This is a genomic window from Vibrio tubiashii, from assembly GCF_028551255.1.
GTDB classification, from domain to species: domain Bacteria; phylum Pseudomonadota; class Gammaproteobacteria; order Enterobacterales; family Vibrionaceae; genus Vibrio; species Vibrio tubiashii_B.
Genome location: NZ_CP117031.1, coordinates 222,626 through 236,049, shown reverse-complemented (window position 1 = coordinate 236,049; position 13,424 = coordinate 222,626). Strand labels below are relative to the sequence as shown.

The window sequence follows — 13,424 nt, the reverse complement described above, 5'->3', positions numbered from 1 at the left end:
GAGACCCGATAAGATCAAAAAGCGCAGGCCCACCCGGCCCCGCTTTCTTGAAACGGTGTCCGCGTGGGCGAAGCGCCACCCCGAACTGTTGAAACCTTAGTTTCCACCGCAATATTTAGCATATGCCAATTACCCCTTTTATAGTGACCTTGTATAAAAGAACGCCGCGGGCGCACACGCGCCCGCGTATGAGGAACCTAACCAGAGGGATACTATGCACACTTTACGTCCAGCCGACCATCGGCGTTGCCAAGTCTGTCATCAGGCTTTTTTTTCTGATCGGCCTATCCAGTTTCACGCCGTGAATGATGACGCCGTTCAAGCCACGCTGATCCCAAACCATCAGGTCGAAGGCTACGATGGTCTCATGCAAGGAGGACTGATCAGTGCCTTGCATGACAGTGCGATGTTGCACTGCCTTTACCTGCGCCGCGTGCATGCCATGACTGTCCACTTAGCGACCCGTTTTCACCAGCCAATCCATTTGGGACAAGCGATAGACATCCAGGCTCGGTGGGTCAAGAGCCGCCGAAGCGTTCACTGGTTACACAGTCAGATCACTCAAGGCAACACCGTATGTTCGACAGCCAGTAGCCAATTTATGACCCTCCCCTCCTCTCACCATAGTGAGACCGCTTGTGGTACGAACAAAAAAAGGATAATAATGAATACATTATCAAACATGGATTGAATTTATGTTGCTCAACGATCTGCTTGTCGTGATAAAAGTCGCCGAGCTTCGCAGTATCACCGCCGCCGCCAATAGCCTAGACATGCAAGTCGCGACCGCGAGTGCCGCGCTCAAACGCGTAGAGAAAAACCTTGGCCTAGAGCTGTTTATCCGTTCGACCCGCCAATTGCGCCTGTCACCCGCAGGCGAACGCTACCTGCCTCAGTGCCAGCAAGCGCTGCAGTTACTCGATAGTGCGCGACTCAATATTCAGGCCGATTTGGCTGAGCTGGGGGGAGAAATGCGTATTGCGTTGTCTTCTGATCTGGGTCGAAACGTGGTCACCCCTTGGCTCGATGAGTTCCTTGGCCAACACCCCAATCTCACGCTGCGCAGCAATATCAGCGACAGCAACATCGATTTCTATCGCGATGCCATCGATATGGCGTTGCGCTACGGTTCACCGACCGAAAGCCATCTGTATGGTTTTAAAATCTGCGATGTGCCGCGTTTGCTCTGCGCGGCGCCCGCCTACCTCGACACGCATGGCACCCCTTCACACCCTCACCAGTTGGCGGCGCACAACGGCTTGTGCTATCAGCTCAACGATGTGGTCCAAGAGGAGTGGCAGTTTGTCCATGGCGAGCACACCATCAAGGCCAAACTGCAGGGGGATCGGATCTCAAATGACGGCGATCTGGTGCGACGTTGGTGTGTGTCGGGGTATGGTATGGCCATCAAATCGTGCCTCGATATGGCAGACGATTTACTCAGTCAACGCGTGATCAGTGTGATGCCCGACTATACGCCGACCCCAACAGAGTTGTGGTTGGTGTGCCCCAGCCGTCAATCCATCACGCCGACCGTCCGCCTGCTGCGCGATTATCTCAAAACCCGCACTCAGGCGTTACTTTCCGCGCTCGCCGCGCGCCAGCTTATCCCGAGCTAAGCGCGCCAAGTCGACCGGGCTAGAATGGGTGCGTATCCAGCCATGCGCGTGTCACGGCATCTAAGCATTGCCCCTCTCGTTGAACCTGGTGGTCGAGCTCGGCGATAATGGTGTTCGAGAAACGAAGCGCATCGAGTCGCGCCAATTGCTCTGGTGTAAACCGAACACGACGATCGTCACGCAGTAGCAGCACAGCGCGATCCACACCGCCCAGCAACCCTTTGGGATCGTCCAAGTCACGGATGCGATACTTATGGTGTAAAAATTGAGGTTGCCACAGCGGTACCACTACCCATTGTTGGTGTTCTACCGCCTGTTCAAAGGCTTCAAAGCACGCTTCCTCACTGCCGGTATGAAAGCGGTAACCCACTTCTTCAAGACCGTACGCCACCATCATATGGATTGAAAAACGCGTGATCCCTGCGCCTGGATTGATGCCTTGAATATCTCGGCTCATTTTTGCTCGCACGTCCGGCTTCAGCAAATCCTCGACACTGGCAACCTGATCAACTGGCACGTAATCGGGCACCCCCCACAGCGCATACGGTTCATAATGAAGGCCAAGCTCCAGTAGTGGCACCGTGGCTTCAACTTGACTTTTGTACACGCCATGGCTCGATGGCAGCCACGCCGAGCTCAACATGTCGATTGCCCCCGAGGCCAACTGGGCAAAATTTTCCTGATGCGGTGCGTACACGCGATCGACCTCAAACCCCATATCGACCAACACATGACGAACCAGTGAAGCCGTAACTCGGTGAAAAGAGAGATCCGTGACTCCCATTGTGATTGATTGTGGCATTCGTTTTCCTCTCTAGAGATACCCTTTTGGATCGTGGCGATGCCCGCACCGCCACAGCGAAGACGTACAATGCACATCACTCAAGTTTGAGGCGCACAATGCGATAAGGCTTGGTTGCTTCTTCCTCGCCCTCATTCATGACGGGATGCAGATGCAACGCATTTTGCGTGAGGTACAAATAACCTTTACCTAACGCAAAACCGTCCACCCAGTTGAGCAACTGATCATCTTGGGCGAGCAAGCGATAGCCAGATTCGTCGGCCACTCCGATGGCATTTTTCTCCAGATCCCCCACATAGATCCGCCCATTTTCCGCCATGACCATACCGTCGCTCGGTCGTTTTTCGCTATAAAACTCGATGGTTTGGGCAAGCTGATCGGGCGCCACTTTAGGGTCTGCCAAGGCGGCAGCAGGTAGGCGGTAGATCGCACTGCCGTTGACGGTCCCAAAGTAGACCCACTCATTGTTCGCATCGATCGTGATGGGGTTGAGGCCGAGATACACAGGTTGTGCTTGTCCATCTTGGCGCTTGGTCGCCAACGGTGAACCGTCAATGCTGACTTGGTGAAGCGGTGCCATCAACGCTTTATGCGATTCAAGCACACGCCGCGCCTGACCCGTGTTGAGGTCCACCACCACAAATGCTGGTGCCGCCTCCCCAACGATGTTGCCTAACGTGGTGTCAGCAATGTACATTCGATTGCGTTGGGTATCGAGGGCGAAATCCTGGAAGAATGAATTCTCCACCATCACGGAAGGACTGAGCGTAATGCGCTGAGCAAGCTCGTGATTCACACTGTCCCAAGCGACAATCTGAGCAGGCGCGCTGGCACTGCCCATGTCCAACATCCAAACCGTCCCGTCTTTGGTGCTGTCAATGCCAATGACTGACGACAGGCCGACTTCGCCAAGCTCAGGGCCATCGGCCCAGTCTTCGGTCGGAAAGGCGCGTGTTGTGCCGTCGTCGAGCAATTCCATTACCCGATATTTTGGGTTTTCCAGTGGGTGCATGGACATGATGACGCGTCCTTGTTCTGTGACGGTCAGGTTGCCAGGTCGTGTACCATTTAACTCCGCCACCACCTCTAACTCGCTCGCCTGAGTCGCATGGGCTCCCATCGCCGCCATTAGGGCAATCCCTATTTTCAGCCTGTTCATCTTGAACCTCTCTGTACGCCCGCACGCATCGTTTGGGCTCCTTGTGAATGTCTGCCGATCATACGTGTGGCGTTTGAGACTAAAAACAGGCTAATAATTGAATTTTTCTCAAATATTAATTGAATATCAGCTTCAACGAGCTGAGCGGCAGGCACGGTCAACGTGGGTCGCAATGACGTCAAACCGCTCACCCAGTACAAAGGTCAGATTCTTGGCTTGGTTTACGTCCCCGTACACGCAAGACACATTATAATGGTGGCGCGTCGCCGCAATCAGTAACTGGTGGATAGGCCCGTTCTGTAAGCCCGTGGTTGGATCACGTAAGTAGTGATAGAGCTGACGACTGGCGGGCTCGTCTTGGTAAAAATAGGTGGTGTCAAGATGGTCAGCATGCTGCCAGGTTGGTTTTGCCACACCCCAAGCGAATGTGTACCGATGGACCACATCGGCCGTTTGAATACCGGTCACCAACATCAACACCATCACAAGAAGCCCTTTCACGCCCCCCAAGCGGTGAGGCAGTTTCGTCTCCCTTTGCCCCACATCGGGGTGGGGTTTCGCCGCACCGAGATAGGCCGTGACAGGGGTGGACGCATGAGGACGCTCGACCAACTCGACCACATTCGCGAACAGCAGGTACCCCTGTTGAGGCACGGTCTTGATGTATTTTTGTTCCTTACCGCTGTCGCCAAACGCTAACCGTAATTGGGCGATACTCTGGGTTAAGCTGCCCTCGGAGACCACCCGGTTGGGCCACACTTTGGTCATCAATTCTTGCTTGGACACCACCTTTCCCTGATTGGCCAGCAAGACAGTCAGCAAGCGACACTCCGGACCGTTAAGTTTTTTCGTGTGTTGGGTGCGCGCGTGCGTCAGTTGCACTTTGTCGAGAGGCGTGAATCCCCATATCCCTTGCCCACTTGTGCTCATATTGTGCCCTCTACTCAACGAGTTTTATCGCGAAGAAGGCAAAGCATGAGGCCGTCGAACGCCTCCCCTTTACCACGCTCTCCATGCGATCAGAGGGTCATGTTACGACGCGTGACAACCAGGAAACACCCGTTCCAATTTGAATGGCTATCAATTGAGATTTGAAGAAGCCACAAGGCAGATTGTTACTTTCTTCGCACCACACATTTGACGCTGCCTTCCAATAGCTTCATGTAACACAGCACCGGACCTTGTTGATGGATGATCTGCAAAGTCTCACTGGTTAGCCGGCCTAACGCATGGGCTTCGACATCGACCACTTTTTGTACCCCAGGCAGCCCACTGTCCAATGAAAACTGAGAAAACTGAACCAGGTTGTGACTGTAAAACTCGGCTAGGTAGCTGAAATGAATGGCTTTGTCTTCACCCGCGATCATCCGGCTGGTGTAGGATTTATTGCGAAAAAACATCTGAGCATCAAGTGTATGAAAGTCTTCAATGTAATACACCTCGCCATTAGGTCGGTAGTTGGCACTGTTGCTGTAATACAGCTGACTGCTCTCTCCATCCATGAAGGCCGGGCGATCGCGAACTTTCAGAGTCACGTTTGCCAGGGTGGTGAGCAACGCCAGCAACAGGGACAATTTGAGCCCGTTATCGGCAGACATCATCGATCGTACCCCCAATGAATTGGAACCGCTCACCTAACGCGAAGGTGAGGTTTTTGGCATTTTGCATATCGGTATGGGCATCCGTGTACACACAGGCGACGTAGTAGTGGCGTACCCCTGTCGACACGAGCACACGACTGATCTGGTGATCGTTGGCAATCGCGCTGTTGGCACTCAAATAGTGATAGAGCTTGCGACTGGCGTGGCTATCCTGATAGAAAAAAGTGGTACTGCCACGATTGACCGTTTTCCATGTATCCAACTGCACGTCCCAGGCAAAGGTGTAACGATGGACCGCTTCCGCAGTTTGGATGGCTGCGATCACCAGCAGCAGCCCAGCCGCGATTTTTTTTCCCCATGAGATCCACCGGGTTTGAGGCTCAATGGGCGGGTCAAGCGGCGCTTCTTCTCGCCCCAACGCTAAGTCTGGTGACGCGCTCAGCTCTGAGCGCTCAGAGTCTGATTCTACAAGTTCAATCAGGTTATCAAACAACAGGTAGCCTTGATAAGGCACGGTTTTAATCACGTCTTGATCTTTACCATTGTCGCCCAGTGCCAAGCGTAACTGAGCAATACTTTGAGTCAGGCTCGCATCAGAGACCACGCGTCCAGGCCAAGCCATGGTAAGCAGATCGTGCTTCGCGACAACCTGACCCTGGTGAGCGAGCAAAACCTCAAGCACGCGACATTCCGGGCCCTTAAGTTTCTTCACTTGTTTGGTTTGCACATGGATCAGTTGATCCTTATCCAGTGGCGAAAACTGCCACACCGACGTGCCATTGATATGTTTTGTCATTCAACCCACTTCCCCTAATGCATCGTGGTACCTCTTCTGGGTACTGATTGTTTGTCGTCACTCCTACTCTCTTTGAGCTGGCATCGCTTGTGGCCGCTGGCCACACTCACAAGACACGCTGATGGTTGGCCTTTCCTTCAGCGATGTGATCACGTCCTCCTGCCCGTTGCCCACCCCGTAGGGATCAACGTTGCGCTTCCTCCGTGACAGCAATCATTGCCGCGATTTGTCCCTGTAACCCCGCCAATACCACGTCGACATAGCGGTTAAAACTGTCGTTCATTGGCTGCTCGTGCCCATTTTGCCAACGTAAGACAAAAGCCCGATTCATCATCTGCGGCAAGCTTCGCGTTAGGTTCGGATAGTCAGCCGCGTTGAGCCTATCGGCCTTGGCTTGCAACTGATCGCGCCATTGTTGTAAGTCTTCTTGAGGCAGGTGCCCAAATTCCATCGTCGCGAAACCACACATGGCCGCCACTGTCGTGTTATACATAGTCACAAGGTGCCGCTCTGGGCACTTCATTTCAAGTAACGCGGTAAGGACCCCTTCCAGCAGGCTGGGGTTTTGATGCGCATTTGCCAAGAGTCGCGCGCCAATCAGATCCGAGACATGCGGATGTTGCTTGATCGCTTCGCGATAGTTCTGAAACAGCGCGTTCAGCCAACCCTGCCCGGTCAATGCCTCATCACTGGGTGTGACATTGGACATCACCCTATTGGCAATTTCGCCCAGTAAGGCATTTTTGTTGTGGAAATACCAATAGATCGCGGTGGGATAAGTCTCCAGACGTCGAGCAAGGTCGCGAATACTGAACGCCTGGATCCCCTTCTCTGCCAGTAATCGTAGCGACTCGTCTAAAATGAGCGCCTTGGACAAAGAAGGCGTGTTCGCTTTTCTTTTCATAACCCGTTACCTAGAGTGCTGCTGTGCATACGATGTTTGCGTCCTTAATGGCTCTCGAAGCGTGGCGGTGTCGTGGACGATATGACGCTTGCTAAACCGACCGCTCGGTGGGTCGGTTTCTAACATATTCACTCCGTCAAAAGGCGCCGCCTTGCCATTGCGGGGATGGTCTCCCTGCCTCACGCCTTTGCGCAACAACGAGTGATGGCATCACGTCCCTTTGCTCACGACAATCTTGCTCCGTGGACTGTTGGACATTTTCATTGTACACCGAACAATAATGCACGCAAGGTATCCACCAAGAGTGCTGATCCCCCTTCTGACCACCGCTAATCCACGGAATTCAAAGCGGTTTTATCGTTGTTCATCAACAGGCCGTCTTTACGTTATACAAAAAATGGGCGCCGTTAAGTACCATTTGGCTCATATCCACACCCGAAAAGAGACATTGTGCCGATCTGACTCACACACATCAGGACGCGTTCCGATCTCTATTCCTTCAGCCAATGATTTAACGTATTTATCTAATAGAAATATCGTTCATATAAAAGTGGAACGGCAATAAAACGACATTCTTTGTCGGCTTTTCGGATATCCTTTATTATTTTCATTGATTCAATGATTGACGTTGATTATTTTGCACTGGCCAGAACAACTGGTCATTTTAATAAAAGGTAAATGTATGAAGAAGCAACAATTAACTCATCATGAAATGAAAAGCGTCAGCGGTGGGGGCGTTGGCTTGATCAATGGAGCGGCGAAAGTAACCGATGGTCTCTTTCGTGTCATTAATGCCTCTGGTCATGGGGTTGATGGGTTAACCCGCCCGTCCCCAAGGCCTAAGAACGGTAACCTCTGCTGCAGTAACAGCCGCCGCATCTAGTCTTAAACGGAGCTTACGCTCCGTTTTTTTTGTCTCTTCGCCATCCCAGACCCTCATTAAAAGACATTAATGATATTATTATCTTTTAATGGTTTTTTATTTACTTTTCTGTTAATAGAAGTAAAAAAGAAATACATACCCCCCCACAACAATACTATTTGGATTGTATTTACATCAGAGAAAGGACATTCATCCTATATTTCGTTGTTTTCTAAAAATGAATTGAATAGTTTGAAATCGAGTTTTATAGAACAGTCAGTTTGGCAATCCATTAAAACTCAACTTGGTAATCAAAAATAAATTAAGGAAATTCGATTATGAAAAAAACACAACTATTAACTCAAGAAGAAACAAAACAAGTGAGCGGCGGTGGCGTGGTTGGCGCAATTGATGGGGCTGGTGCGGTTGCAGACGGTTTGTCTCGTCTACTCGAATCGGCTGGTTTGGGTGTTGAAGGCCTAACCCGTCCATCACCAAAACCAAAAAACGGCAACGTATGTTGTAGCAACAGCCGCCGCATCTAATCGGCGCAGGCGGGGTATTGAGCTCCGCCTTCTTCTCCTGCGAATTGGACCACTGTTATGAACGCACCCACTCACGATTTGTCCCACACGCCACACCCATTGTTTCAGTGCCTCACCAAACTAGGACTCGCGCTTTCCCAAGCGCATGTGGACCGTCTCTCTTCTTTTTCCTCGATGTATCTGCACGAACGCTTAGCGGTGTATTTGACGGAGCAAGGTGTCCCCTTTTCCGCTACCGCCGTTCAGGAGGAGTCGGATCTGGAGTTATTGTCGCCCCCCTGTCTGGTCCACTGGAACTTGCACCATTGCGTTGTCGTCCTCGACGTCTCCCTTCAGGGACTGCTGGTGTGGGATCCGTATTTAGGCGAGCGACATTATCGCAGCATGGAGTTTCTCGATCTGTGTAAAAAGCCCGGTTACGTCAACTACGTTCTATCGCTGGGCGAGCCCTCCTCAGGCCCCTCACCACTGGCCCAAGTTTTCAAACGAGAGCAAGCCCAAGAACGCACGCTGGTCAAGCGGTTAACCCCATTGGCTTTGATGATGTCGTCGTTTGGCAAACGCCCAACCCGCGCGCTCCTTCGCCTGCTGACTCGGTGGTGGGATTGCTACGTTCAGCCGGACATTTTGGCCGCGCCGCAACACAATATTCAGCGCGTGCTTGCGTGTCCCAACGAACAAGCACGTCACTTGGCCAGAGCCAACTTGGCAGAACTGGCGATCAATATGGGCTACACCGCCCATCTGTTGCGGAAATTGCGCCGTCCTCGCTCGGTTGAATGGGCACACCGCGTGATCTCGGCTCCGCTGTCTTCCCCTCAGTCGCCGTTTGACGGTCAGTGCATCATTGAGTTACTTCACCTGTTTGACCCCATTAGCGCGGTGTACAGCGTGCTGCAAAATCTGCCCTCAGATCGCGATGTGGTGGTCTACGGTAACCCCTGGGATGACACCATGATCACTCTGTGTCACCAAGCTTTCGCTGAGCAAGGTCATGAACGCACCTTGGAAATCTTGCCGCCCGCAGGTAAGCACTCGTTTTTCAAACTGCTTAAACGGGCGCGGGCAGGGGCACACATTATTATGTTTGCCGATGGCAATCCGTTGTTTGTTTCGGACGAGGCGTCGGGGCTTCAGATGGCACGCTCATTCACGGCGTGTACGATGTGGCAGCAGCGCGCGTTTATCACCCACACTGGCGCCTTACTGGCCGACAAAACGGCGGCCAATTTGTACATCGCCGGGCTGGTCAAACGAAAACGCTTCACTCTGGAAGTTACGCCCATTCCGACACGGCACCTATCCCGCGAGGCCATAGTGCAAGCCAAGGCCGACGCCCTGTGCCAACTGATAGAAATCAGCCCACAAGGTTGGTTATTTTGGCGTAACGCCGAGGTCTACTTTCATGAATATCACCCCGCTTTGGAGCTTCAATGAGCCTATTTCGCAATGAAGTGACCGAGCGCCAACACGGCTACTACGGTGACATTTTGATCGCGCTGCCGCCCACTTTTACGCGCTTGATTGCCCTGACTAGCCTCGTGGGGATCGTGGTTGTGGCTTTCACTCTTTGGGGAGAATTTAGCCAAAAAGAAAAAGTGCAAGGGCTGTTACTGCCAAAAGGGGGCATTGCTGATGTGTTCGCCCCAGAGTCCGGCCTCATCAGCCAGCGACTGGTCGAGGAAGGACAGCGGGTCACACGCGGACAAGCGCTGTATGTCATCAACACCGAATCCACCAACCCCACCGATGGCGATCTACGCCAGCACTTGGGGGCATTGATGAACAAGAATGTCGAACTGGTTAAACAGCAGGTCGCGGCCAACGAGACCTTAACCCATCAAAAGCAACAAGCGTTGGAGCGGGAGATCCGTCAATTGGCGGTCAATGCCGAAGGTCACCGACAGGTCATCGCGCTCAAGAAACAACAGCTCAAACTGGCTCAGGAGACACTGGCGTCCTTCGTCACCAAGCAGCAGCAGCAAGCCATCAGTAAAATAGAGCTGCGCCAACGGCGCAGTGACATGCTCGCCATTGAGGCCGATTTGCAGCAATTGCAATTGCAATTGGACGACTTTCGTTACCAGCAAACGCAAAAGCAGGCAGAAATCAAGCAACTTGGTAGCCAATTGACCTTAGAACGCGCCCAATTGCAGCGCCGCGTTGGCGACGTCCAACAGCAATTAGCCACCAACAATGCGCTTAAAGAGACGGTCGTCCCCTCGCCTTTTGACGGCACCGTCTCGGCACTCAATGTCTCGCAAGGGCCCGTGTCGCAAAACAGTGTGTTACTCAGCATCATTCCCGAGGGTCAAGCTTTGCAGGCGGTGTTGTTCGTCCCAAGCCGGGCGGTGGGATTTTTATCCGTGGGTCAATCCGTCCGTTTGCAATATGAAGCGTTTCCCTACCAAAAATTCGGCCAGTACGAGGGGGTGATTGACGCTATCTCATCCACCACGGTTGCGGTGGACGATCTCAAATACCAACCGCCTTCCCAAGCCAAAACCCCGTTGCCACCGTTTGTCTACTTAGTCAAAGTGACGCTGCGCTCGCAATCGGTGGATGTGTATGGGGTCGACACCCCACTTCGTGCCGGAATGAACCTTGAAGCGAGCCTAGAAGTCGAACGACGAAAAATCTATCAGTGGCTCCTCGATCCTTTCAAAAAAGTCCAAGAATACATGTAAGGTAATACAGTGACAGTATTGAATGATTTAGCGGAACGCCTGCAGATCGGTTTTTCGCGCAAGATCCCCCTCTTCTATCAATCCGAAGCCGCTGAATGCGGGCTCGCGTGTGTCGGCATGATTGCCGAGTACTGGGGGCATAAATTAAACCTAACCCGATTACGCAGCGAGATGTCGGTGTCGCTCAATGGCAGCACCCTGAGCGATCTGATGACCATGGCCAAAAAGCTCGACCTAAGCGGTCGTCCGCTGCGTGTCGAAGTGGACGATTTGGCGAGCATCGCCAACCCGTGTATCTTGCACTGGGATCTCAATCACTTTGTCGTCTTAGTGAAGGTCAGCCGGCATTATTTTTACATTCACGATCCCTATATTGGCCGCCGCCGTCTGTCGCGCGCGGCGTTTTCACAGCATTTCACGGGAGTGATCTTAGAGCTGACCCCACTCGACAGCATGGCCCCCATGCGTCATGACATCCATCAACCGACCTTGCGTGATGTGTTCGGCCGCCCTAACGGTCTGATCGGCTCGCTGGCGAAAATCGTTGCGTTAGCCCTGGTCTATGAGATTTGTGTCTTAGGGGCCAGCTTTCTGCCTCAAGTGGTGATTGACCACGTTGTCCCCAGCCAAGATCAGAGCTTATTGTCTTTGGTCATCATAGGCTTTGGTTTACTGCTCCTGATCCGCGTAGGGGCCAGTGCATTGCGCGCTTGGACCGTCATGGCAGTCAGCGCCAGCTTTAACCTGCAGTGGCGTGCACGCGTCTTTCAGCACATGATGCACTTACCGATCCCCTTTTTTGAAAAACGTAATCTGGGTGACATCGCGTCACGATTTGATTCTTTGGACGTTATCGAAAGTGCCATTACTAAACAGGTTGTCGAAGCGCTGTTGGACGGGATGTTGGCAATGGGTGCGCTGGCCATGCTATTGAGTTACGATCCCAAGATAGCCGCCATTGCCTTGGGGGCCATGAGCGTCTATTTTCTGCTGCGACAAGGATTCTTCGCGCGATTTCGCGAACTCAATCTCGAGTTCATTTTATCCAGTGCTAAGGAAAAAACGTATTTTCTAGAAACGGTTCGCAGCATCCAGAGCATTCGATTGTTTGGCCGCACTGACAATCGCGCGGTTCGTTGGCAAAATCTTTTGGTCGATGAGCGCAATGCCGACATTCGACAGCAGAAACTCGGCATTATGTTCGAGTCGATGAGTACTCTGATTTTTGGTCTTGAAGGTCTGATGATCGTTTGGGTCGGTACCGCAGCCGCACTCACCGGGGATCTGACGGTAGGGATGCTCATCGCGGCCTTGTCGTTTAAAGATCAGTTCTCTACCCGAGTCTCCGGCTTTATTGATACTCTGTTTCAGCTCAAGATGCTGAGTTTACACTTAGAACGCGTGGGCGATGTGGTGTTGACTGAACGAGAAGAGCCCGAACCTCAGCGTTCTTACGTCGATGTGGCACACTTGTCACCTAGCATTCGTTTTGAACAGGTCAGTTATCAGTATTCTGACCATGAGCCTCGCGTGATCGACAATCTCAGCTTTGAGATCCACGCGGGTGAAGCGGTCGCCCTGATTGGCGCCTCTGGGTGTGGCAAAACCACCGTGATTAAGTTGATGCTCGGCATGCTAACGCCCACCCAAGGTCAAATTCTCATCGACGGCACGCCACTCAGTTCGCTGAATCTAAGCGAATATCGCCAGATGATAGGCAGCGTCATGCAAGATGACACCTTGTTATCTGGCTCATTAGAAGAAAACATTTCGTTTTTCGACCTCCAGGTTGATGCGCAGCGTGTACGCGACGTGGCGGCCATGGCCGACATTCGCCAGCACATTGAGCAGTTACCGATGGGGTATGAGACCTTTGTAGGTGAACTGGGCAACACCTTGTCCGGTGGACAAAAACAACGTGTGCTCCTTGCCAGAGCCCTATATCGACAACCAGACATTCTGATCTTCGATGAAGCGACCAGTCACTTGGATGCCCAATCGGAGCAACACATCAACACCATGATCCGTGACCAAGCCGCAATCACCCGCGTGATTGTGGCTCACCGACCTAGCACCATTGATTCTGCTGATCGCGTGATTGATATTGCCGCGCTCAACGGGGTCAGCGCTCAGTCCTAGCGCGTAAAATGGGGCCGAGCGCCAAGACACCCAGACGTGAACGGGTGGATTTTCTAGCTTCGCGCCGATACGCTCACGGCCAAATCGCTTATTGCACAGAACAAAAATAGAGTAATTACACTATTTCAATCAACATAATTGGTTATTAATGCGACATGAAGATAATTAATTCTTATTTATCAGTTAATTAAAAACCACACCAAAAAACTCTATCACGTCATGAATGACTGATAATTCATCTTTTTTGATTAACGACCAGATCTATTTACAGCGCATAGTGATGTTATGACTGGCTCAACAAGGGAGTTCG

13 protein-coding genes are annotated in these 13,424 nt (G+C 52.2%); 7 read left to right on the top strand and 6 right to left on the bottom strand.

Going from position 1 to position 13,424, the window contains the following annotated elements:
- Positions 1–214 precede the first annotated feature (214 nt).
- Together LYZ37_RS24055 and LYZ37_RS24050 are read left to right on the top strand one after the other, a co-directional pair.
- Positions 215–691 (top strand): PaaI family thioesterase, encoded by a 477-nt coding sequence (locus LYZ37_RS24055; protein WP_272250240.1) that lies wholly within the window; start codon positions 215–217, stop codon positions 689–691.
- 4 nt (positions 692–695) lie between these two features.
- Entirely contained in the window at positions 696–1,619 is a 924-nt protein-coding gene (locus tag LYZ37_RS24050; protein WP_272788459.1) for a LysR family transcriptional regulator, read from the top strand.
- A gap of 19 nt (positions 1,620–1,638) precedes the next feature.
- On the opposite strand, the gene LYZ37_RS24045 is transcribed toward LYZ37_RS24050, so the two are convergent.
- The 6 genes from LYZ37_RS24045 to LYZ37_RS24020 all read right to left on the bottom strand — a co-directional run bounded on the left by LYZ37_RS24045 (position 1,639) and on the right by LYZ37_RS24020 (position 6,881).
- Positions 1,639–2,421 (bottom strand): glycine betaine ABC transporter substrate-binding protein, encoded by a 783-nt coding sequence (locus tag LYZ37_RS24045; RefSeq protein WP_272788458.1) that lies wholly within the window; start codon positions 2,419–2,421, stop codon positions 1,639–1,641.
- A 76-nt stretch (positions 2,422–2,497) separates the two neighbouring features.
- On the bottom strand, positions 2,498–3,580 hold the full coding sequence (locus LYZ37_RS24040; RefSeq protein ID WP_272788457.1) for an L-dopachrome tautomerase-related protein: 1,083 nt from the start codon (positions 3,578–3,580) through the stop codon (positions 2,498–2,500).
- A 132-nt stretch (positions 3,581–3,712) separates the two neighbouring features.
- Complete coding sequence (locus LYZ37_RS24035; protein ID WP_272245845.1) at positions 3,713–4,510, bottom strand: winged helix-turn-helix domain-containing protein; 798 nt, start codon at positions 4,508–4,510, stop codon at positions 3,713–3,715.
- A 185-nt stretch (positions 4,511–4,695) separates the two neighbouring features.
- Entirely contained in the window at positions 4,696–5,181 is a 486-nt protein-coding gene (locus LYZ37_RS24030; protein WP_004747505.1) for a hypothetical protein, read from the bottom strand.
- Positions 5,165–5,977, bottom strand: coding sequence for a winged helix-turn-helix domain-containing protein (locus LYZ37_RS24025; protein WP_004747507.1), 813 nt, complete (start codon positions 5,975–5,977; stop codon positions 5,165–5,167). The genes LYZ37_RS24030 and LYZ37_RS24025 overlap by 17 nt, the downstream gene beginning before the upstream one ends.
- A gap of 184 nt (positions 5,978–6,161) precedes the next feature.
- Entirely contained in the window at positions 6,162–6,881 is a 720-nt protein-coding gene (locus LYZ37_RS24020; RefSeq protein WP_171321734.1) for a TetR/AcrR family transcriptional regulator, read from the bottom strand.
- Positions 6,882–7,563: 682 nt separating this feature from the next.
- Between LYZ37_RS24020 and LYZ37_RS24015 the strand changes: the two genes are divergently transcribed.
- The 5 genes from LYZ37_RS24015 to LYZ37_RS23995 all read left to right on the top strand — a co-directional run bounded on the left by LYZ37_RS24015 (position 7,564) and on the right by LYZ37_RS23995 (position 13,114).
- On the top strand, positions 7,564–7,764 hold the full coding sequence (locus tag LYZ37_RS24015; RefSeq protein WP_272788456.1) for a hypothetical protein: 201 nt from the start codon (positions 7,564–7,566) through the stop codon (positions 7,762–7,764).
- A 317-nt stretch (positions 7,765–8,081) separates the two neighbouring features.
- Positions 8,082–8,288 (top strand): hypothetical protein, encoded by a 207-nt coding sequence (locus LYZ37_RS24010; protein ID WP_004747512.1) that lies wholly within the window; start codon positions 8,082–8,084, stop codon positions 8,286–8,288.
- A 57-nt stretch (positions 8,289–8,345) separates the two neighbouring features.
- Positions 8,346–9,725, top strand: coding sequence for an ATP-binding protein (locus LYZ37_RS24005; protein ID WP_272788455.1), 1,380 nt, complete (start codon positions 8,346–8,348; stop codon positions 9,723–9,725).
- Positions 9,722–10,975, top strand: a complete 1,254-nt coding sequence (locus LYZ37_RS24000; protein ID WP_171321730.1) for an HlyD family secretion protein — start codon at positions 9,722–9,724, stop codon at positions 10,973–10,975. Before LYZ37_RS24005 ends, LYZ37_RS24000 begins: the two co-directional genes overlap by 4 nt.
- A gap of 9 nt (positions 10,976–10,984) precedes the next feature.
- Positions 10,985–13,114, top strand: a complete 2,130-nt coding sequence (locus LYZ37_RS23995) for a peptidase domain-containing ABC transporter (RefSeq protein ID WP_272788454.1) — start codon at positions 10,985–10,987, stop codon at positions 13,112–13,114.
- Positions 13,115–13,424 lie beyond the last annotated feature (310 nt).

Excerpts from the sequence above, each read along its gene's own strand:
- LYZ37_RS24055 (WP_272250240.1), top strand. The coding sequence starts at position 215 with ATGCACACTTTACGTCCAGCCGACCATCGGCGTTGCCAAGTCTGTCAT.
- LYZ37_RS24050 (WP_272788459.1), top strand. The coding sequence starts at position 696 with ATGTTGCTCAACGATCTGCTTGTCGTGATAAAAGTCGCCGAGCTTCGC.
- LYZ37_RS24045 (WP_272788458.1), bottom strand. The coding sequence starts at position 2,421 with ATGCCACAATCAATCACAATGGGAGTCACGGATCTCTCTTTTCACCGA.
- LYZ37_RS24040 (WP_272788457.1), bottom strand. The coding sequence starts at position 3,580 with ATGAACAGGCTGAAAATAGGGATTGCCCTAATGGCGGCGATGGGAGCC.
- LYZ37_RS24035 (WP_272245845.1), bottom strand. The coding sequence starts at position 4,510 with ATGAGCACAAGTGGGCAAGGGATATGGGGATTCACGCCTCTCGACAAA.
- LYZ37_RS24030 (WP_004747505.1), bottom strand. The coding sequence starts at position 5,181 with ATGATGTCTGCCGATAACGGGCTCAAATTGTCCCTGTTGCTGGCGTTG.
- LYZ37_RS24025 (WP_004747507.1), bottom strand. The coding sequence starts at position 5,977 with ATGACAAAACATATCAATGGCACGTCGGTGTGGCAGTTTTCGCCACTG.
- LYZ37_RS24020 (WP_171321734.1), bottom strand. The coding sequence starts at position 6,881 with ATGAAAAGAAAAGCGAACACGCCTTCTTTGTCCAAGGCGCTCATTTTA.
- LYZ37_RS24015 (WP_272788456.1), top strand. The coding sequence starts at position 7,564 with ATGAAGAAGCAACAATTAACTCATCATGAAATGAAAAGCGTCAGCGGT.
- LYZ37_RS24010 (WP_004747512.1), top strand. The coding sequence starts at position 8,082 with ATGAAAAAAACACAACTATTAACTCAAGAAGAAACAAAACAAGTGAGC.
- LYZ37_RS24005 (WP_272788455.1), top strand. The coding sequence starts at position 8,346 with ATGAACGCACCCACTCACGATTTGTCCCACACGCCACACCCATTGTTT.
- LYZ37_RS24000 (WP_171321730.1), top strand. The coding sequence starts at position 9,722 with ATGAGCCTATTTCGCAATGAAGTGACCGAGCGCCAACACGGCTACTAC.